Source organism: Bartonella taylorii 8TBB (assembly GCF_902825155.1).
GTDB lineage: Bacteria > Pseudomonadota > Alphaproteobacteria > Rhizobiales > Rhizobiaceae > Bartonella > Bartonella taylorii_A.
In genome coordinates, this window is the sequence record NZ_CADEAG010000010.1 from 33499 (window position 1) to 55278 (window position 21780).

Consider the following 21780-nt stretch of genomic DNA (forward strand, 5'->3'; position numbering starts at 1 on the left):
GTTTATCTAAAAACGGTAGCGAAAACCGCCAGAAAAACTGGTTCCTGAGAAACCAGCTTTGCTAAGCTGATGCTGATAGGTTACATCTCCATAAAATGCAAATTTTGGTGATAATTGTGCATTAAACTCTAACCCAGCGTCTAAAGAAGAACCAAAAGCACCCAACTGGAATTTATCTCCAAAATGCACAAATCGCTTTTCTCCAAAACCACGAGCAAGATGAAGCTTCCCACTAAAAGAAACAACCTGCCTAGTTTTTGATGCAGCAAAAGTCTTGGTTAAACGCCCTCCAAAACGCACCATCCATTGGCCATGTTTTCCTATCTCAATATCAAAACCATCGGTATCAGATGTTCTAGCAAACTGTAGATTCTGATAAATAAGCTGAACTCGTGGATCAAAAATAAGACCTTCATACCCTGTCATAAACGCTTTACCAGAAGTCAATGAAGCGCTCAGAGAATTTCCTTTTAATGTCGCCGTCTTTCCCCTTGCAAGGGTAAAGACATCACCCTTAAACAAGCCATAAGAAAATAAAGCATCTAGATAAAAACCGGTATCATGCTGCAAACTACCATATGCTACAATTGACCATTTATTGAATGTGCTTTTTTTACTGTCTATAACATTGTGAGGCTGTAGAGAAATTCCCCCATAAGCCCCCATAATTCCAAAGTTTTTGGTATAATTTGCACTCTCAATTGCTTTTAAAAAAAGACCTACCCCTACAGCACTATAATCAAAATTACCCCCATAGCCATATTCAAGGGCAGACAAATCTGAAACATATTTATAATTTCCACCATAACCCCGAATAAAAAAAGCAGGATTTTTACTATTTTTCGAAAAATCTCCGCTAGCAATGCGCAGTTCTTCCAGCTGCTTGTTTTGATTGCTAATATCCATCAAGCCAGCACGAAACAAAGCATTGGACAAAAGAAGATATGTCGGAATTTGTGGTACAACCGCACTAACCATCACCTCAGGATCACGTACAACAAAATCATGATCTGCAGAAAAATTCTGAGCAACGCTTGAATCAACGGAACGAGGTTTACGGCGACGAGAAACCGTCTTTTTTAGATTAGAAGGAGACTGCTGAGAACCCCGATTGATATACTCACCTTCAAGACGAAAATCCCAAAAGCCTCCTGTACCTTTAATCAATCTATGCTCATCTTTCGACTTCCCTGGCGCATAAGCACGAAGACGGTATATATAAGGCAACCCTTTCACTACTGCATACCCCCCTAAGAGTTTAAAGGAATCTTCTGCCGCATCTCCGTAAACTTGAACAATCGAAATACTTTGATCATTTTTACTACTTTTCTCTCTCCCATTTGGATACGCCAAAATACCTCGCACATACACCCCAGTTGTACCATAAACATTACCATAGATAAAAATTTTATCAGTTTTGCTCCTTGCCTTTGACATATCATGACTTAAATATGCATTTACGTATAGCTGTGCCTTTCCTTTCGCAGCATAAACGTAATCTAAAAGGTCCTCACCTAATTTTCCGATGTGAAGTGTTTGACACTCGCCATTTTTTGGTCTCTCAAAAACAATCGAACTATCAGAAAGCCTAATCCAAGAAATAGATGAATCCCAAGAATCCGGCTTCTTTCGGTCACCTTTTCTTTCTGGTTTCAAAACCCATCGCGAATTATGAGACAACTCAATACCAGCATAAGAACCACTATCAACGTGCGTACCCCCCACGAGAAAAGAAGCATCAACATCAATTCCCACATACGAATTATTTTTAACCTCTAATAACCGATTAGCAACAACACGTGACCCATCCGATATAGTGATATAAGGAAATCTTCTAGCATCATCACTATAAATAGCCGTACCATCCGGAACTTTTAAAACGCTATCCTTAAATTGAATCTCCCCTAACTTAACAAGCAGTTCTCCCGCCTTATATTCATCCTCTAAGGAGTTTCCTTGAAAATAGAGACCAAAAGCTCCATGCCCTCCAATCGTGATATTTGAATTTTCAAAAACAATTCCAGACATATTCTGCAATTTCTGAAAATCTATTGAAGACCCATTGCGAGAAAAAACTGCCGGCGCACTTTCACCTACCAAGCCATAGACATTGCTGACATCAATCTTACTACTCTTAACAATAAGAAAAGCACCTTGCTTCACACCAAAAACTGCGTGCGTTATGCTATCATCTTGAGTATCTGCTTTCTTACCATTTCCAGTAACAGAAACAGCATCCAAAACGGTTGCTACATCTTGGGGTGTAAACATTTCCGATGTAATCGCACCGGATTTTTTCAACTGTAAAATCTCACCAGTATCTGAATTTACTTCCTTTTTCTGCTCAATGACAACAGTACTAGACTGTTTCGTAATAAGAGTATTAATAGAATTTATACCAGCATGATCTGTATGAGACTCGTCATGATCTTTAAGTTTCCCAAGAGCACTACATGGATACGATTTAAAAAGGGAATTACACGAACGCTCACCCTGCGCATAAGCAGTTACATGAGGTGAAAAGAAAAAAACAGATGCTGTAAGAGTACACAGATATATGTGGCACTTTGTAATTCTAGCCATAATTCACCACAAACTTTCTTTTATAAACACAAATTTTATAGGAAACTAAAAAGACACTCTGTAAATATATACATTATGGATTATTAATTTAAATTGTTTTGTGTCATATGTAAAGTAAAAATCAAAAAAAAAACACAATAAAATCACACTTCGTCTTGTCTCTTTCACAGAAAAATATAAAGGGAGAAATGCAATTAAAAATGATAGCTTAATCCACTAGAAAAATGCGTTTCAGAGAAACAGCCTTGGTAAATTTATGCTGTAGATCAGATTACTATGAAATGTAATTTTTGAAGAGAGGTGTGCATAAACACCAAATCCAGTTTCTAGAGAAGAACCAAAATCACCTAATAGAAAAGTATCTCCAAAATATACAAATTGTTCATTATCAAAATTGCGAATAAAATGAAATTGACTATAGAAAGAAAGAACACGTGCTTTTTCAATCACTGCAAGTGTCTTGGTTAAGCGTCCACCAACACGCATCATCCAGTAATCTGGTTTTCGCATATCAATATCAAAACCATCAACACCATGTGTCTTACGAAACCGAAGATGTTGATAAACAAATTGTATCTGCCGATCCAAAACAAAACTTTCATACCCTATCCTAAATGCTTTACCAGTGGCTAAAGAACCGCTTAGAGAATTTTCCCCCGTCTTACTCCGTGCAAGGGTAAAAACATTTCCACTAAACAAACCATAAGATTAAGAGACTATCTATATAAAAACCTGTATCATGCTGCACACTTGTGCCGTAACGGACCATTTATCAAATATACTTTTTTGGCTTTGTTCAACATCTAAAGGTTGTAAGGATAATTTACCATATGTCCCCATAACCCCAAAAAAGTAGTACTGTATACGCTCTCGATATTTTTCAGCAAAGCGCCAACCTCCATGGCGTTATAATCAAGCTCACCTCCATAACCATATTCAAGCGCTGATAAATTTGAATCATAACGATAACTTCCGCTCTGACCACGTAGAAAAAAGGCAGGATTTTTATCGATTTTTAACGACTGATGAAAAACAGTCCGCAGTGCTTCCAACTGCTTATTTTGATTACTAATATCCATCCATCCCGTATGGAATAAAGTATTTGGTAAAAAGATATAAGTTGGTATCTGTGAGATGACAGCCCTTACATTTTGTTTAAAATGAGGAGAAAGCTCAGAAGCAAGAAAAACCTTAGAGATAAGAGAAACATAGTCTAGATTGGATAGAGTAGCATCACCCTTGGGTGCAACCGCAACAGATGCAGCAACAACACCATCAAGCGCAGGAGAATGTTTCTCTGAAGCATCAATCTCAGTGGCAATAGGTGTAACGGATTCAATAACCATAGGATTAGATGCGGCAGAATTCGGACGAGCATCAGAAGAACGACTTAGAATCTTCGATTCAGCGTTAGCAGTTCCAACAGATGAAATAACACGAGACCAAGGTGTAGCGGAAAATGGAAGGATACTTAGATCATCAGATTTAATGACAATAGGTACACCGGATTTAGTAACCTTAGGAGCATCAGATGTAACTGAAAGTAGAATACTATTTAGGACCTCAGTTTCAGTGACAGAATCTGCAACGGATGGAATAACATGAAAACGGTGTGCAGTAGAAAAATCAAGAATATAAAGCAAATCCTTATAATCAGAAGAAGTGGGCTGAATCACTTCACTCTCTAAGCGGAAATCCCAAAATGCTTCTTCACCCTTAAGCACTCCTTGAGATGAATCCGCTCTCCTAAAGAAGAACTTAGACCATAAGCACGAAGACAATATTGATAAGGTGAACCTCGCAGCATAACATAACAACCATTCAACTGAAAAGAATCTTTATCCGCTGTTCCATAAACTTGAATAATAGAAATCCCCTTGCTATTTTCGTGCTCCCTCGTATAGTCCCCTCGACTCCTCAGAGCATCTTGCACATGTGCTATCGTTTGTCCCATCAACATCACCATGAACCAAAAGCCTATCTGTTTTTTGCTCGTGAAGAGCCCCCCTTTATCCAAATATGTATTGAGATAAAGATGCGCATTGCCTTGCGCATGATAAACCTTGCTTGATCCTTTTCCAACGAGAAGTGTTTTGTAAGTATCACCCGTTTTTAATTTTTAAAAAAAGAGAGCTATCAGCAAGATCTAGCGATGAAATAGATGAATAATCACCTAATTGAGAAGCAGAAGAAGCAGGATCTTGCAATTTTTCATATTTTGGTCGCGATAAAGTCCATTTTGAATTATTTTTTAATTGTAGCGTAGCAGTAGAATTTTTATCCACATGAAATCCCCTACAAGAATAGAAGCATCAGCTGTAATCTTTACAGTAGAATTTTCCTCAGCCCTCAGCAATAAATCTCCAAGAACTGTTGAGCCTTTTGAGAGCTTAATAGAACTCTCAAATTAGCGACTATAAACAGCTGTACTTTCTGGAACCATAAAAATTGTCCTTGTCAAATGGACATCCTCTCACCCAAGCAGAACTGTTTCCCCCCCATCAAATGCTGCCCCCCCCAAAAGCACAGTTATACTAGAAACTGTAGCGAACTCCCCCCGAAAAACTAGCCCCAGAAAAACCAGCCTTCGTTAGCTTATGTTGATAAATCATATCAGCCTGAAGCAAAAAGTTTCCGGACAACCGCGCATTAAAGCCTAATCCAACCTCTAGGGAAGAACCAAACCCTCCTAACTGGAAAGTGTCTTTGAAACGCACAGATTGTCTTTCTCCAAAGCCATGAGAAAAATAAAGCTTGCCATAAAACGCCAGAGAATTCATTCCTTCAAATTCTCTAGGAATCTTGACCAAACGTCCACCAACACGTGCTACCCACTGTTCAAGTTTGCCCATCTCAATGTCAAAATTGTCAACATCACGGGCCTTACTAAACTGGAGATGTTGATAAACAACCTGGACCTGCGGATCAAAGACAAAACCTTCATATCCCGTGGCAAATGTCTGACCCCCAGTCAACGAAACGCTTAAAGGGTTGCCCTTCAATGTCGCTGTCTTGCCTCGTGCAGATGTAAGAACATCACCTTTTAAAAAACCATAGGAGAAAAGACCATCTACGTAGAAGCCGCTATCATGCTGCATACTGCCATATGCTGTACCAGTCCATTTATCAAAGACACTCTCTTGGCTTTTTTTAACCTTCAAAGGTTTTAGAAAAAGCTTTCCATAAGATCCCATGACACCTAAGGAGATGACGCTAGCAGCATTTTCAATTGTTTTTGACAAAATACCTGCCTCTACACCATTATAGTTAAGATTGCCTCCATAACCATACTCACGCGCAGACAAATCTGAAGCATAACTGTAACGTCCACCATAACCACGCAAATATAAAGCAGGGTTTTCGTGAACTTCTAGCATCCCACTGGATGTAGTTCGTAATATTTCCAATTGCTTGTTCTGATTACTGATATCCATCAAACCGGCATGGAATATGCTATTGGGCAAGAGTAGATAAGTCGGAACTTGCGGAACAACAGATCTTACGGCTCGTCCAGAATGAGAAACGGATTCAATCTCAGAAGAAGAAACTAACTTAACCCCAGAAGAAGAGAGAAGAGTTGTAGGTCGAGAATCAGCAGATTTCACAAACTGACTCTCTAGCCGAAAGTCCCAAAATTTTCCATCACCTCCAACTAATCTTTGAGAAGAATTCGCCTCTCCTAAATCAGAACCTTGACCATAAGCACGGAGTCTATACTGATAAGGCGAATTGTTCAGCGTAACATAACCACCATTCAGCCTAAAAGAATATGCCTTTGCTTCTCCAGAAACTTGAATAATCGAAATTCCTTGATCATTCCCACCACTCCCCGTAGCTCCCCCTGGACTTCCTGAAATAGCATGCACATGTACTGTTGTTTGACCGGAAACATTACCATGAATTAAAACACGATCGGTCCGTTGATTTTCTATAGCTCCCCCCTCATTCAAATACGTATTTAGATAAATATGCGAATCACGTTCCGCCGTATAAACAGTATCTGATCCTTTTCCAATGCGGAGTGTTTGATAACTACCAATCTCGCTAGAGTTTGGTTTTTCAAAAACAATAGAACTACCAATAAGATGTATAAATGAAATCGATGAATCACCTATAGAGTCAGAATCTTGCAAATTTTTATTTTTCGGTCGCGTTAAAGTCCATTTTGATCCTCTCTTCAACTGAAATTCAGCATCAGAACTCTCGTCAATACGCACCCCCCCTACAAGTGTAGAAGCCCTATCAACTGAAACTTTCACAAAAGAACCATCCTCAACCTTCAGCAATAAATCTCCAGAAAGTGTAGACTTCCCATGTACTCTAAAAAGACCACCAGATTTTTTGCTATAAATAGCCACACTATTTGGAACCATAAAGCTGGTATCATTTAAAGAAATATCCCCGCGCTTTAATACGTCTCCTTTCGGCAAGTCTCCAAAGAACCTCTCCGATCCAAAGTAATTATAAGCATTACTTTTATTATAATTCTTTTCTGGGATATCAAACTGACTATATTGGCGCTCTTGCTTATCAAAAAGTTGGATGCCATAAGATCTATTACCCTCCACTAAAACAGTGGAATCGGATACACTAATACGGCCAGCAATTCCAGAAAGTGAAACGCCATGGGCATCAGAAACCTTAACGCTATTTTTTTCAAGACTGATATAATCCTCATATCCGGATATCTGGAAAGCCCAATTTTCACTATTGTTATTTACATTCGTTGCCTGATCACCCTTTTGGGTAAGAAAAACCTGATATAACGAGACAATTCCTAAATTTTTTGCTTGAACTCCAACACCATTTGTAAAGTTAATCGCTCCGTTTCTTATATAAACCATTCCGCGATTATTTGCTTGAACTCCGACACCATTTGTAAAGTTAATCGCTCCGTCTTCTATAGAAACCGTTCCATAATTATTTGCTTGAGCTCCGACACCATTTGTAGAGTTAATCTCTCCCGTTTTTATCAAAACCTTTCCCTTATTACTGGCCACTACACCATACTTCCAAGAGCCTTTATCCAAACTACCACTATTCGAAGCCCCCTTAATAGTTATGGACTTTCCTAAAATTCTCGTGCCCTCCCCAGATGCTTCTATAGCACCCTCTTCAGCATTATTTTCATCAGTTTTTTGATAAGTTTTGTTAGAAATGTCATGACTTTTACCATCATTGCACCGATAAAATGAGCCATTTCCATTACATGAAAAATTATTCTCACCATTTTGCGCCTTATCATTAACAGCAGAAGCTTGTACTTGAGCATCTACATTGGGCACAAAAAAAAGAACAACTGTTGTAAAAACACATAATGAGAGATGATTTTTAAATATCTTGTTCATAGTTTCGCCATAATCTTCCCCCGCTCATTAAAAAACGCATTCTCTCAAAATACCTTGAAGACGAGCAACACGTTTAATACATTTTGATAGAATGCTTTGTAATTAATTAATATATTTCGTAGTTTATGTAAATGCCTAATGTAAAAATAACAATCGAAAATTGTAATTTTTATAAAGAACTTATGAATATACAGCTAAAAATGATGTGAAATTCTTTAAAAAAGTAGTTATCAATAACAGCTTTAGTAAATTTATACAAATAGGATAAATCACCATAAAATAGGAAATTTTGAAGGAAATGAAAAAGCCACAAGCTCTGCTTGTGGCTTTAAAAAATTGTCCCAAAACATGAAAAACTAGAACTGATAGCGCAGACCACCAGAAAAATTGGTACCAGAAAAACCAGCTTTGGTAAGCTTGTGCTGATAGATCAGATCACCGTGAAGCGCAAACTTTTGAGACAATTGAGCATTAAAACCTAATCCCGTCTCTAGTGAAGAACCAAAAGCTCCCAACTGGAAAGCATCTTTGAAATGCACAGATTGCTTTCCCTCAAAACCATGCGCAAGATGAAGCTTCCCATAGAAAGAAACAGCCCGCACCTCATCCGTTGCCGCAAGAGTCTTGGTTAAACGCCCACCAACACGTGCTACCCATTGATCAAGTTTTCCCATATCAATATCAAAGTTATCAATATCACGAGTCTTATTAAACTGAAGACGTTGATAAACAACTTGAACCTGCGGATCAAAAATAAGTCCTTTATCCCCTATCATAAACGCTTTACCAGAAGTCAATGAAGCGCTTAACGGATTCCCCTTTAATCCCGCCGTCTTCCCACGTGCAGACGTGAGGACATCACCCTTGAACAAACCATAGGAGAGAAGACCATCTACATAGAATCCCGCACTATGCTGCATGCTGCCATATATCGTAGCAGTCCATTTATCAAATGCACTCTTTTGGCTTTGTTCAACATTCAAAGGCTGCAAAGTAAATCTCTCGTAAGACCCTATCAACCCAAAAGAAGTAGCACCATATGCATTTTCAATTGTTTGCAACAAAATGCCTGCCTCTATGGCATTAGAATTAAGTTCACCTCCATAACCATATTCAAGCGCGGAAAGATTTGAAACATAACGGTGATTCCCACCATAACCACGCACAAAAAAGGCAGGATTTTCACGAATTTCTAACATGCCATTGGAAGCTGTTCTCAAAGCTTCTAACCGATTGTTTTGATTACTAATATTCATCAAACCTGCATGAAATAAAGCATTTGGCAAAAGCAAATAAGTTGGTACTTGTGGAACTACAGCCTTAACTCCTGGTTCAGGATAAGGCCTTGGGGCTGGTCCTGGAGAAGGCTCTGGACTAGGTACAGGGCTGGGAAGCTCTGGACTAGGTTCAGGCTTAGGACCGGGAGCTGGTTCAGGCTTATCAGAATCAATATACCTGTTCTCGAGGCGGAAATCCCAAAAGTCTCCATCACCTGCAACCAATCTTTGATCAGAATTTGCCTTCCCTAAATCAGATTCTGGACCATAAGCATAGAGTTTATATTGATAAGGTAAACCATGCAGCGCAACATACTTACCCTTCAGTTGAAAAGAATCTTCCTTTGCTTTTCCAGAAACCTGAATAATAGAAATCCCCTCGCTATTTCCACCACTTCCCGTAGATCCGCCTGGACTTCCTGAAACACTACGCACATGCACTGTTGTTCTTCCAGACACATCACCATGGATTAAAAGCCTATCCGTTTTCTGATTTGCGAGAGCCCCCCCTTCATTTAAATATGTGTTAAGATAAATATGCGCACCGTCCTGTGTTCTATAAACTGCACCCTCCCCTTTTCCAATGCGAAGCGTTTGATAAGTGTAATCCTGAGAGGCTTTCAATTTTTCAAACATGATCGAACTATCATTCATAAGGCTGACAAGTGAAACAGAGGAAACACCCATAGAACTGGGTTCATGTAATTCTCTTTGTTGTAAAATCCACTTTGAATTATCACCTAAATAAAGTTCGGCAGTAGAGTCCGCATCAACATAAGCCCTCCCATCAAGAACAGAAGAAACAGCCAAAACTGTCACAGAAGCACCCTTATCAGCTTTTAATAATGGCCCCCCTGAAAGAGTACTATTTACTACACTAACAACACCCTTAGCAAGGTTGGTAGCGTAAATAGCTGCATCATCTTTAACCGAAAACACCGTTTCATTTAAATTAACAATCTCTCCTACAGAACTCGTGGCTTCATCGGAAAGCTCCGCTTCGTTTAAACCAACAACTTCCTCTATAATTTCACTATCTTCAACCAGAAGCTCTGTTTCAAGGGCTGGTTCGCTCAAATTAGTAACCCTCATTATGGGTGGAGTTCTTTCCTCCTCTGATGAATCTTTTTTGTTAAGATCACCTTCTTCCCGCTGCTTCGCTCCCTTAAAATAGATACCGTAAGATTCATCACCCTCCAGTGTAATAGAAGAAGAATTAATATTGATCTCTTTAATTGTGTTCGATAAATTTCCAACTTTAGATTCAGATCGTAATGGTACAAAATTTAAAGTATTGACTGAATCTTCTAATAATATGCCATGAGCATCAGTAACATTAACAGATCCACTAAAATCAATAGCCCCCCCGAGATCCACGAGAAAAACCGCATGGTCTTCTCCTTTACTGCCCTTTCCAGTAATTTTAACATTCTCGAGATTTACTTTTCCACCTAACATCGAAGAAATCCCATGGCTGTTCATAAAATCAACTGATCCACCTGACATCCAAACTTCTGAATGCTCATAACTTAAAAGACTTGCGATCCCATTAGCGGTCTTAATTTCTGTATCTTCTAAAAGAACAAACGAATTGTCTGCTGCATCAACACCCTCATGACTTTCCTCAATCTTTCCATTTTTTACCTCAATCACTCCACCACTCGCACGAAGGGCCATAACTGAGCCTTTGAGAATCGGATCTTCCAAAACAATCTTACCGTTCTCTAATACATGCACACCCACTAGAAAAGTTTTATCAGCAACTTGACTACTAACCGTTACATTCTTCCCACTAACTTTCGTACCTATTCCTTTCACCGTTATAGCAGTAGGATCAGAAGGATATTTAGAAACGTTCTCATTCGTAATTTTATAAGATTTATTATCAATTTTAGGCTCTCCGCAATTATCGCATACATAATATAATCCACTATAGTAATAAAACGCAGGCTTCAGCCCTCTTCCATCAGAGTCTGCATCTCTAACAGAATTATCTACATTTTTCTTATGCCCACTCTGTCCAATCTCTCCACTAAGCTTATGATAGTCACTCCCCCCACGAATACCTTCATCGTTATTTCCAACTCGAATCAGATTAGAGGGATAATTATTCTGCCCACTCTCTCCACTAAGAGGAGGCTTATGCACATTACTTCCACCAAGATGAGAACCAGAAATAACACGAATACCGTTAATCGGAGTAACAGTTATAACATAAGGTTGACCGACCTCCTCTGTAGCCGCATAAACTTCTATTCCATTTTGGAGTAAAGAAAAGATAGCCGTTGTAAAAGTACATAAATATACATGACTTCTAAATATTTTAATCATAGTTCCCTCGAAACTTTTCTTCCCCTCTCATTGAAAACAAAAGCACTCTCGAAAACACCTCGGTGAACACCTCAAAATAGAAAAAGGTGAAACCAAAAGGATGCATCTACTGCTCATTTGACCCATGCAATAAATTATCCAAATAAACTCGGCTGAAGATCTACGCCCAACACAACCACTACTTATAAGAGAATAATTATTTAATGCACTTTATAGGCGTATAATGCATTATGCATTTAGTGTAAAGTAAAAATAAAATCATAGCGTGTAATTAATTAAAAACACAATCTATCCTTGTGTACTTTAAAAATTGACCAAAAACATGCGTGAAAGAATTATCTAAATCAGTAAAAATAAATTCTGAAAACTAGCGTTAAGAAACATCAAGTATTATAGCAGATAAATTAAAACAGCATAAAGCAGGATACTGTACATTAATACTGAGCTCTAGACCCTTAAAGAACCTCTAAAGATCAGTCGTTGTATCATATCATTGTCAAAATATTTGCTTAACATAAAAATATTTTTTCACGCATAAAACAAAAAGAGAAAATATTATAACTTTTTTTGTTCATACCAAAAAAGGCAAAAAATTCTCCATAGCAACGCAAATCGTTACTAAGCAAAAAGGCAGCACATTGTGCTGCCTTTCATAGAAAGGTATATATTATCTTATCTTAAAACTGATAGCGAACTCCCCCAGAAAAACTAGCCCCAGAGAAACCAGCCTTCGTTAGCTTATGTTGATAAATCATATCAGCGTGAAGCGCAAAGTTTCCGGACAAGCGCACATTAAAGCCTAATCCAGCTTCTAGGGAAGAACCAAACCCTCCTAACTGGAAAGTGTCTTTGAAACGCACAGATTGTCTTTCTCCAAAGCCATGAGAAAAATAAAGCTTGCCATAGAACGCTAGAGAATTCATTCCTTCAAATTCTCTAGGAATCTTGACCAAACGTCCACCAACACGTGCTACCCACTGTTCAAGTTTGCCCATCTCAATGTCAAAATTGTCAACATCACGGGCCTTACTAAACTGGAGATGTTGATAAACAACCTGTACCTGCGGATCAAAGACAAAGCCTTTATATCCCGTGGCAAATGTCTGACCCCCAGTCAACGAAACGCTTAAAGGGCTACCCCTCAATGCCGCTGTCTTGCCTCGTGCAGATGTAAGAACATCACCTTTTAAAAAACCATAGGAGAGAAGACCATCTACATAGAAACCACTACCATGCTGCATACTGCCATATGCCGTACCAGTCCATTTATCAAAAGAACTCTTTTGGCTTTGATCAACATTTTGAGGCTGGAGAGAAAGTTTGCCATAAGACCCCATAACCCCAAAGGATATGGTACTATCAACACTTTCAATTGTTTGTAGTAAGACACCTGCCTCTACACCATTATAGTTAAGATCGCCTCCATAACCATACTCACGCGCAGACAAATCTGAAGCATAACGGTAACGTCCACCATAACCACGCAAATATAAAGCAGGGTTTTCACGAATTCCCACCATTCCACTAGAAATAGTCCGCAGTGCCTCCAACTGCTTGTTTTGATTACTGATATCCATCAAACCGGCATGGAATATGCTATTAGGCAAGAGTAGATAAGTCGGAACCTGTGGAACAACAGCCTTAACTCCTATCTCAGGACGATGCTGACGACCTGGACGAAATTCAGGACGAAGACCAAGATTCAGTGCAGGTTTAGGATCAATATATCCATTCTCGAGACGGAAATCCCAAAATTCTCCTCCACCTTCAACTAATCTTTGAGCCGCGCTTGCCTTCCCTAATTCAGATCCTGGACCATAAGCACGGAGCACATACTTATAAGGTGAATTTTCCAGCGCGACATAACCACCGTCTAACTGAAAGGAATCCTTCTCTGCTTTCCCAGAAACCTGAATAATTGAGATACCTTTGTTATTGCCCTCAACCCCTGTACCTCCCCCTGGGCTTCCTGAAACAGCATGTACATGTACCATTGTCTCTCCAGAAACATCACCATGGATCAAAACACGATCCGTTTTTTGATCCTGAAGAGCACCTCCCTTATTCAGATATGTATTGAGATAAAGATGTGCATCATCTACCCAATAAACCTCATCTACTCCTTTTCCAATAAAGAGTGTTTGATATTGATACTCACCGGATGCTGAAAATACAAATTTAATAGCGCTATCTCTAAGTTTTATAGATGAAATACACGAATCTGAACCTGAACAAGCTGAGCTTGAAACTTGCTGATGCTCATGCCGACTTCCTGTCAAAAACCACACCGATCCCTTCGCTAAATTAAAATGGGCATGAGAACTATTATCGATGCGCGCACCACCTTTAATTATAGAGTTATCAACCCCAACCAACAAGCGAGAGTTATTTTCAGATCTTAACAACAAATCGCCAGAAAGAGTTGCTTTCTCTTCTATAGAAACATAACCAGCAGAGTTATTACCATAAATAGCTACACTCTTTGGAACTTCAAAATTCGTTTTTTTCAATAAAACGGGCTCCAGCGGGAAGTTGGTGTGTTTTTTTCCCCATAAGGGTAGAAACTTTTGCCCTACTCTATCAAAGTATATACCATAGGACCTATCACCTTCCATTTTAACAGTAGAAGACTCTATAACAGCAAATCCCTCAGGGACCGTAGAGGGACTGACATCAGCAGATCTCCTTCTCCTAGAAGAAGCCACCTCAACAACGTCATCGGTATCATCATTATCAGTATCTCTAATCCACAAACCATGGGCATCAGTAGCAACATTCCCATTAATAAAATTAACAGAGCCATTCCTGCTTAGCAGAAAAGCTGCACGCCCAAACCCCTCTGTAGAATCCGATGTTCCTTTTTTCGCAGTAATATCCACTTTATTTAATTGAATACGCCCCCTTGACTCCGACCTAACTGCAACTCCCTCTGTAAGAGCAATCGCTCCAGAATCCATGGTTATCTCACCACCATTACTCGCCAGACCAGCTACAGCCAAATCCCCCACCACATTAATTTTCGTATTACTTAAATTAATAGACGAAGCATTCCCTACCAGAACACCTATATAGTGAGCATTGATTTCCCCATCAGTCATCCTAACTTTTCCACCTGTTTGAGCCTCAAGCCCAATTAAGGAAGATTTAACTGTTGATTTCTTGTCCAAAACAACCTCTGCACCTCCGTCTGCAAGTACAGCACTTACAGGTTGTAATCCAGTAAGATCAGCATTATTTCTACTATCGGAGAAACCCGCACCAATGATGGTTGCTCCCTCCACATGAACAACTGTATTTTCTCTATTTGCACGAACAAGATGTTGATTACTATCACTTGCTTTCAGCGTAAGTCCTTTTATTGTATGTAACTTCCCATCACTGCACGAATAAGGAGTTTGGGATTTTTCCGTACCATCCTGTCTTACATCACAGACGGCAGAATCATTTTGCTCATCAGAACGCCCAACACCAGCTGAAACGATAGGTGCAGGTCCCTTAAGCACAGTACTAATAACAGAAGGTTCAGCAGGTAACGAAGAAGAAACTGCACCAGATGCCCCAGAGGAAGCAAGTAAAACACGCTCTCTAGCTCCAGAAGAACAAGATACCGTAGACGCAGAATTAGAATTTACAGCTTCGCTTCCTCTATTCACAAAATCAGCAAGCAAATCATCAGATCCACTTCCTGGTATATAATTCAAGAGAAATTCCAAAGGAACTCCATATTTTGCCAAAGCTTTCTCTAAAGCAGAATTATCTTCTATTGTCTCATTCTCACCAATATTTATCTTACTTTCTAAACGGAAATCCCAAACTTGCTCACTTTTTATCAATTTTTTATCAAAATACTGCATTTTCGGAGCAATCATTGGACCATAAGCGCGAAGGATATATTGATAAGGTAAACCTGGAATCGTGACATAAGCACTATTCAACTGAAAAGAACTTGCCTCTGCTTTTCCATAAACCTGAATAATTGAAAAACTCTGAGGAGCATTCCCACCATTCTCAAGTTGATCCTGATTTTGTTCTTCGCTTTCTGATCGTTTACGTCTATTTACGAAATCCTTCACAATCTCATCGTTCACATGTACCGTAGTTTTTCCAGAAATATCACCATGAATGAGAACTCTATCAGATATCTGAACATCATCCAAACCTTTAGAATTCAGGCCTGCATTAAAGGACATCCTAGCCTCTCCAACAGCACTATAAACCACGCCATCGCCTTTTCCAATGCGAAGCGTCTGATACTCATTCTCTTCTAGAGGCACGAATCCAATTGTAGAATTTAGAAGCTTTAAAGACGAAATACATGAATCTATACAATTCTCATTTGAGTTTCCCCCATCTTGATATCTACTTTTTACTAAATGCCACTCCGATCCATGGGTCAAAAAAAGATTTGCTTCAGCATCTTTATCAATACGAGCACCCCCTATAATGAAGGAATCATGAGCAAAAACATCCAGCTTAGAAGAAGAAACAGCTTTCAACAACAAGCTCCCAGAAAGAACTGCTCCCCCTTCTAAAACAACCATACCATTCAAACCATCATTGTAAACGCCCACACCGTCTAGAGATGCAAGAACAGTCTTTTTCAAAAGAACCGCATACCTCTCATCTCCACCACTTTGCTTTGGCACAATTTCTTCTTTCTTTCTAAAATATATACCAACAGAATTTTCACCATCCACTTCAATCTCTGAATCCTTGATACCAGCGCTAACTTTAAAGGCTTTATACGTTTCAGAAACCTGACTTTCAGACACAACCTTATTTATAACGGAGGTGACTTCACTGAAATTTTTTGCTCCAGCCGCATAAACTTGGGCAGCATCACCATTATCAGACACTTTAGACTGATCGGCACCACTATCAGACTGATCAGCACTACGAAAACCAATAGCAGCACCAGGAACATTATTAACTCCATCAGAAACTGCCAAAACAATGACATCAGAAGCATTAGAAAAATCATCAGCATTCTCAACCTTTTGAATCATTCCATCATTAAAGAAGATAAAGCCTCCTTTAGAGACTAAGATCCCCTCCTTAGGATAAACAACAGAAAATAATTCTGTAGAATTATCTTTCGAAAGCTCATCCTCTACTTCATCCTCTACTTCCCCCTTAATTCTAAGACTAACTGACTCTAGATTAACATGTCCTCCATCTTCTGCTATGGCTCCAGTCCCTTCTTCTGTAAAGTAAATCGACCCCGATTTCATCATTATTGTAGAGTTGCCAATACTGTGTAAACCATATTGAAACACATCAATAGTTGCATTCTTCAAAGAAATAGCCGAGAAACCAATAAGAGCTCCACTCTCCTCTGCAGCAGTATATAAACTACTACCCCCCTCAGAAGCAGCTAAAACACCTATATCAGATCGTCTGATCTCCCCATTTGTCATAGAAATCTGACCACCGTTTCGAGCCTCAAGCCCAGTAATAAAATCCCGAATATTTGTGCGAGACAGATTAATCCTCCCGTTCTCTTCTGAAAATACAGCACTTCCAAAACCATTGCTAAAATCACTATTATAAATTTCGGTATAACTTCTGAGATCATGGCCTCTAATAGATACATCGAGCACATCAATAATTGTATTTTTACCACGTGCATGTACAGCATTAACACCATACACATCTACTTTAATACTACTTCTTTTTATTGTATGATTTTTACCATCATCACAATAAACAGGAGGGTGATTCAACTTATAACTACTATCCTCACACTTAAAAGATCTCCGAAGAGAAATTTGAGAACTTGAGAGATCTGAGGAGCCTGAAAGACTCTTAGGGCTCGTGGGACTCGCAGGAAGAGATTCCGTAGAAGCAGGAGATCCCGCGCCACTGCCCTGAACAGAAGAAACTTCTATGGCTTCCCCGTTCCCCGCACAAACATATACACCTTGTAAAAAGAAGAGAACACTTGTTGTAAGTGCACACAAACAGGCACGTTTTTTAAATATGTTGATCATATATAGAACTTTCTAATATAACTTGCAAAAGCACTGTAATTAAGAGAGAATAAGGTAAACGCACTATTTGTAACATATATTAGCCTATTTTACAACATAATGTTATTTACTAGCATATCATTTTGTACATAAAAATGCCTAAGTTAAGTTTTTAAGTGTGTAAACCCTTGTAATATTTAAAGGATGAAATAACGATGATAAAATATATGAAATGGGTAATTTCTGTTTTAGTTGTTGCAATTTGCTTCACAACGTTTTCGTGGGCAGGTGTAAGTGCTGATACAAACGTAAAAATTAATCACGTTTCAGGCACAACTTCTGTTTCCACCTCTCCTCAAAAGGTTGTTGTATTTGACCTTGCAACGCTTGATAACATGAATCGCCTTGGCATCAAAGCAGTTGCCGGTGTTCCTGAAGGAAAGAAACCTGTATATCTGCAAGAGTTTGATGATGCACAATATGAAAAAATTGGCTCCCTCTTTGAACCGGATTACGAAAAAATTGCTACTCTTCAACCTGGCTTGATCATTATTTCTTCGCGGACTCAAGCGAAGTATAAAGATTTATCCAAAATCGCTCCGACTATTGATCTAACCGTAGGGAATGAAAACTCTCTTGAAGATATTAAACGAAATGTGTCTATTCTTGGAAAAATTTTTGGTAAAGAAAAAGAAGCCGAAAGAGAAATTGCAAAACTCGATGAAACTTTAGCAAAGGTTCGTGAGAGTACTAAAGGAAAAGGCACGGGGCTTGTTCTTATGACCTCTGGTGGAAAGATTAGTGCTTTGGGTCCAAAGTCGCGTTTTGATATTTTTCATTCATCATTTGGAATTGCTCCTGCAACCGATAAACTTACCGTGCAAAAACATGGACAACTCATTTCCCCTGAGTTTATTCTTGAAACCAATCCTGATTGGTTATTAGTCATTGATAGAGATGCGGCAATCGGACGAGAAGGACAATCTGCAGAACAACTGCTTGATAATGAACTTGTGAAACGCACAACAGCTGGCAAAAAAGACCAGATTATTTATCTGGATTCTTGGAGCTGGTATCGAGCAAGTGGCGGTCTAACTGGGCTTAACAAAACAGCGCAACAAATTAAAGAAGCCTTTACAAAGGGTAAATAAGCACGAAAATAACTTGCTTGTTATAAAAATAAAATTTAAGAGCAGAGGCTGTCTGTAGAGAGCCTTTGCTTCCTCTGTTGGAAAATGATTTGACGTGAAAAGTTACTGGATAGCCATAATAGTTCTTATCCTACTATCTATTCTTAGTATTTTTGTTGGTTATTCAGATGTAATGCCTTCTGATTTGTTATCAAACGATCCGCATGCTTGGCTTATTTTTTGGCAAACACGCCTTCCCCGTACAATTGCAGTACTTTTAGTGGGGGCGGCACTTGCCCTTTCAGGCATGATTATGCAACTACTTGCACGCAATCGCTTTGTCGAACCGTCGACCGCTGGAACTGTTGAATCCGCTTCTCTCGGCATTCTTTTTGTTATGATTTTCCTGCCCAATATCCCTGTGCTTGGAAAAATGATCGTCGCTACAATTTTTGCCATGACTGGTACACTACTTTTTATGTTTTTATTGCGACAAATTCCTTTAAAATCTGCCCTCATTGTGCCACTCACAGGAATTATGCTGGGATACGTTATTGGTTCCTTAACCAACGCTATTGCTGATCATGAAATGTTGCTTCCTTCTCTTCAAGCCTATTTATTTGGCAGCTTTGCCATGATTCTTGATGGGAAATATGAAATTTTATGGTTTTCTCTTCCTCTCTGCATTCTTGCTTATTTCACCGCTGACCGCTTTACAGTAGCTGGTCTGGGAGAAGATTTAACCAACAATCTTGGACTGAATTATCGTACTGTTATGTTTTTTGGTCTTTTTATTGTCGCATCGATCACCGCCGTTGTCGTCTGTACAGTTGGTCGAATTCCCTTCGTTGGACTGGTTATTCCAAACCTTGTTTCAAATTTTATGGGTGACAATATGCGCTATACTGCTCCTTGGGTTGCAATCAGTGGTGCAGGGTTGGTTTTGATCTGTGATCTCTTAGGGCGGATAATTCATCCTTCTCTTGAAATTCCCATCAGTACCATAATGGGGATTATCGGCAGCTTTATTTTTGTTATATTGCTTTTACGCTGGAGAAAGCGTCTTGGATAAAAAGAAAGAAACAGCACTTGTCCTCACAACGCTTATCGTAATGGCGTGTACCGTAATCATTCTTTATATAACATGGAATATCAACATCTATACGTGGACATTTCGTCTCACAAAACTTGTCTCTCTTCTTCTCATTGCGTACGCAATAAGTGTTTCTACTGTTTTATTTCAAACAGTCGTCAACAACCGTCTTCTTACACCTTCCATCATGGGATTTGACCAACTTTATATTTTAATAAAAACCATTACGATTTATTTTCTCGGCTCTCTTTCTTTGCCCTTTTTGAATGAAGAAGGACAGCTTATTTTTGAAGCCCTCATTCTCATTCTCTTTTCAATCAGCCTTTTTCGCTGGCTCTTTTCAGACAGCCTAAAAAGCCTTCACTTAACCCTCTTGATTGGTGTTATTTTAGGCGGTTTCTTTTTCAGTTTACGCATGTTCATGCAATTACAGTTAAATCCAGACCAAATGATGAATTTGACTGACATTATGTTTGCAAATTTTAATAAATTCAACACATCATTGATAAGCTTTGCCACAAGCATTGTCTTCATTGTGAGTCTGATTGGGTGGCGTTCACGTCACCTACTTGATATCCTTGCTTTGGGACGCGAGAACGCGCTCAATCTTGGTATTGATTATCATAAAAGCGCTACGGCTATCCTTATCTTGGTTTCTATTCTTGTATCCATTTCTACAGCACTCGTCGGTCCTGTCACCTTTTTTGGACTGTTAGTTGCCAACCTTTCCTATGAACTGTCTCCTCAAGCAAAACATGGTATCGTTGTACCAATTGCAATATTATTAGCTATAATTTGTTTGGTTGGTGGACAATTTATCTTAGAACAAATTTTCAATATGGCAGGACGCTTGAGTTTTATTATTGAATTTTGTGGTGGAACTGTTTTCTTAATGTTACTGATGAAAGGAAAACTAAAATGATTGAAATCAATCATCTTTCCAAGGCTTATGGAGCGAGGTTGATTATCGATAATTTATCCCTTCATCTTCCTAAAGGGGGGATCATTTCTCTCATTGGCCCCAATGGTTCTGGCAAATCAACACTTTTGATGTTAATAAGACGTCTTTTGCCACACCATAATGGTACAATTCATATCGATGGCATTGATATTGATAAAATACCCCATGATGTTTTGGCTCAAAAACTCTCAATTTTACGTCAAGATAATCCTTTGTCTTTTCGTTTAACCGTCTATGATTTAGTAAGTTTCGGTCGTTATCCGTATTCAAAAGGCTGGTATAATAATGCAGATAAACAATTTATTGACAGCGCACTACGATATCTCGGCTTACAAGATGTAAAAGATTGCTTTTTGGATGAACTTTCTGGTGGACAACGTCAACGCGCTTTTATAGCAATGGTCATCTGTCAAGATACTGATTATCTCCTGTTAGATGAACCATTAAACAATCTAGATATGAAACATGCTGTTTCCATGATGAAGCAATTACGCCGCACAGCCGATGAACTCAAAAAAACTATTCTTATTGTTATGCATGATATTAATTTTGCATCATCTTATTCAGACCTGATTGTTGCGCTTAAAAAGGGCAAAGCAGCTTATTGTGGAACACCACAAGAAGTTATGCAGCCAAAAATTCTTAAAGATATTTATGATGTGGATATTCAGATCAAAACAATCAATGGTGTGCCTATCGCCCTTTATTATCGATAAATTTCTTCCATTTAATCATAATCATAAGGACCATTTTTTACACTTGCGCACACTGTAAAATCTGCTAAATATGGCGGCAGCTGCGTACTGGGGAATAGTTTAATGGTAGAACAGCGGACTCTGACTCCGTCAATCTTGGTTCGAATCCAGGTTCCCCAGCCAAATTCAACAAAATCTGAGTGTAGCTTGCCAGCAGGTTTTGTATATTTTGACACTAGGTTTTGTACCAATTTATTTTTTTTCAAAGGATTTTTAAGGGGTTCTCAAAGGGTCTTCAAAGACCTTTCAAAGGGTATTTAAAGCCTCTTTTATGATCTGTTCCTAACAGCCTCTATTCTTCGCTGTTTTCTTTTCCCTTGTCTGGTGCTTCTA

General features: G+C 38.9%; 12 protein-coding genes and 1 tRNA gene. 5 read left to right on the plus strand and 8 right to left on the minus strand.

The genetic code is table 11. The features are described 5' to 3' along the window. Positions 1 to 6: 6 nt before the first annotated feature. The 8 genes from J7R13_RS07615 to J7R13_RS07645 all read right to left on the minus strand — a co-directional run bounded on the left by J7R13_RS07615 (position 7) and on the right by J7R13_RS07645 (position 17529). The gene (locus J7R13_RS07615; RefSeq protein WP_208438155.1) at positions 7 to 2583 is read right to left on the minus strand and encodes an autotransporter outer membrane beta-barrel domain-containing protein; all 2577 of its coding nucleotides are present in this window, start codon (positions 2581 to 2583) and stop codon (positions 7 to 9) included. A 231-nt stretch (positions 2584 to 2814) separates the two neighbouring features. Next, the gene (locus J7R13_RS09700; RefSeq protein WP_246786318.1) at positions 2815 to 3282 is read right to left on the minus strand and encodes an autotransporter outer membrane beta-barrel domain-containing protein; all 468 of its coding nucleotides are present in this window, start codon (positions 3280 to 3282) and stop codon (positions 2815 to 2817) included. A 104-nt stretch (positions 3283 to 3386) separates the two neighbouring features. After that, complete coding sequence (locus J7R13_RS09705; RefSeq protein ID WP_246786320.1) at positions 3387 to 4307, minus strand: hypothetical protein; 921 nt, start codon at positions 4305 to 4307, stop codon at positions 3387 to 3389. Continuing rightward, positions 4268 to 4537, minus strand: coding sequence for a hypothetical protein (locus tag J7R13_RS07625; protein ID WP_208438156.1), 270 nt, complete (start codon positions 4535 to 4537; stop codon positions 4268 to 4270). The genes J7R13_RS09705 and J7R13_RS07625 overlap by 40 nt, the downstream gene beginning before the upstream one ends. A 148-nt stretch (positions 4538 to 4685) precedes the next feature. Then, entirely contained in the window at positions 4686 to 4868 is a 183-nt protein-coding gene (locus tag J7R13_RS07630; protein ID WP_208438157.1) for a hypothetical protein, read from the minus strand. 249 nt (positions 4869 to 5117) lie between these two features. Then, the gene (locus tag J7R13_RS07635) at positions 5118 to 7931 is read right to left on the minus strand and encodes an autotransporter outer membrane beta-barrel domain-containing protein (protein WP_208438158.1); all 2814 of its coding nucleotides are present in this window, start codon (positions 7929 to 7931) and stop codon (positions 5118 to 5120) included. 356 nt (positions 7932 to 8287) lie between these two features. Continuing rightward, positions 8288 to 11539, minus strand: coding sequence for an autotransporter outer membrane beta-barrel domain-containing protein (locus tag J7R13_RS07640; RefSeq protein WP_208438159.1), 3252 nt, complete (start codon positions 11537 to 11539; stop codon positions 8288 to 8290). Between the two features lie 677 nt (positions 11540 to 12216). Beyond that, on the minus strand, positions 12217 to 17529 hold the full coding sequence (locus J7R13_RS07645; RefSeq protein ID WP_208438160.1) for an autotransporter family protein: 5313 nt from the start codon (positions 17527 to 17529) through the stop codon (positions 12217 to 12219). A gap of 194 nt (positions 17530 to 17723) precedes the next feature. On the opposite strand from J7R13_RS07645, the gene J7R13_RS07650 reads away from it, so the two are divergent. The 5 genes from J7R13_RS07650 to J7R13_RS07670 all read left to right on the plus strand — a co-directional run bounded on the left by J7R13_RS07650 (position 17724) and on the right by J7R13_RS07670 (position 21570). Next, positions 17724 to 18659, plus strand: a complete 936-nt coding sequence (locus J7R13_RS07650; RefSeq protein WP_208438161.1) for a siderophore ABC transporter substrate-binding protein — start codon at positions 17724 to 17726, stop codon at positions 18657 to 18659. 94 nt (positions 18660 to 18753) lie between these two features. Further along, positions 18754 to 19710 carry an ABC transporter permease gene (locus J7R13_RS07655; RefSeq protein WP_208438162.1) on the plus strand — a complete coding sequence of 319 codons (957 nt, stop codon included), beginning with the start codon at positions 18754 to 18756 and terminating at the stop codon, positions 19708 to 19710. Continuing rightward, positions 19703 to 20653: an iron chelate uptake ABC transporter family permease subunit gene (locus J7R13_RS07660; RefSeq protein WP_208438163.1), complete on the plus strand. Its 951-nt coding sequence runs from the start codon at positions 19703 to 19705 to the stop codon at positions 20651 to 20653. The genes J7R13_RS07655 and J7R13_RS07660 overlap by 8 nt, the downstream gene beginning before the upstream one ends. After that, positions 20650 to 21408, plus strand: coding sequence for an iron ABC transporter ATP-binding protein (locus J7R13_RS07665; protein WP_208438164.1), 759 nt, complete (start codon positions 20650 to 20652; stop codon positions 21406 to 21408). The genes J7R13_RS07660 and J7R13_RS07665 overlap by 4 nt, the downstream gene beginning before the upstream one ends. Before the next feature lie 88 nt (positions 21409 to 21496). Further along, positions 21497 to 21570 (plus strand) — tRNA-Gln (locus J7R13_RS07670). The last annotated feature ends 210 nt before the right edge of the window (positions 21571 to 21780 follow it).

What these genes read in the sequence shown, in the direction of transcription:
- J7R13_RS07625 (WP_208438156.1), bottom strand. Translation starts at nt 4,537, where the DNA reads ATGGGACAAACGATAGCACATGTGCAAGATGCTCTGAGGAGTCGAGGG.
- J7R13_RS07665 (WP_208438164.1), top strand. Translation starts at nt 20,650, where the DNA reads ATGATTGAAATCAATCATCTTTCCAAGGCTTATGGAGCGAGGTTGATT.
- J7R13_RS07640 (WP_208438159.1), bottom strand. Translation starts at nt 11,539, where the DNA reads ATGATTAAAATATTTAGAAGTCATGTATATTTATGTACTTTTACAACG.
- J7R13_RS07645 (WP_208438160.1), bottom strand. Translation starts at nt 17,529, where the DNA reads ATGATCAACATATTTAAAAAACGTGCCTGTTTGTGTGCACTTACAACA.
- J7R13_RS07635 (WP_208438158.1), bottom strand. Translation starts at nt 7,931, where the DNA reads ATGAACAAGATATTTAAAAATCATCTCTCATTATGTGTTTTTACAACA.
- J7R13_RS07650 (WP_208438161.1), top strand. Translation starts at nt 17,724, where the DNA reads ATGATAAAATATATGAAATGGGTAATTTCTGTTTTAGTTGTTGCAATT.
- J7R13_RS07615 (WP_208438155.1), bottom strand. Translation starts at nt 2,583, where the DNA reads ATGGCTAGAATTACAAAGTGCCACATATATCTGTGTACTCTTACAGCA.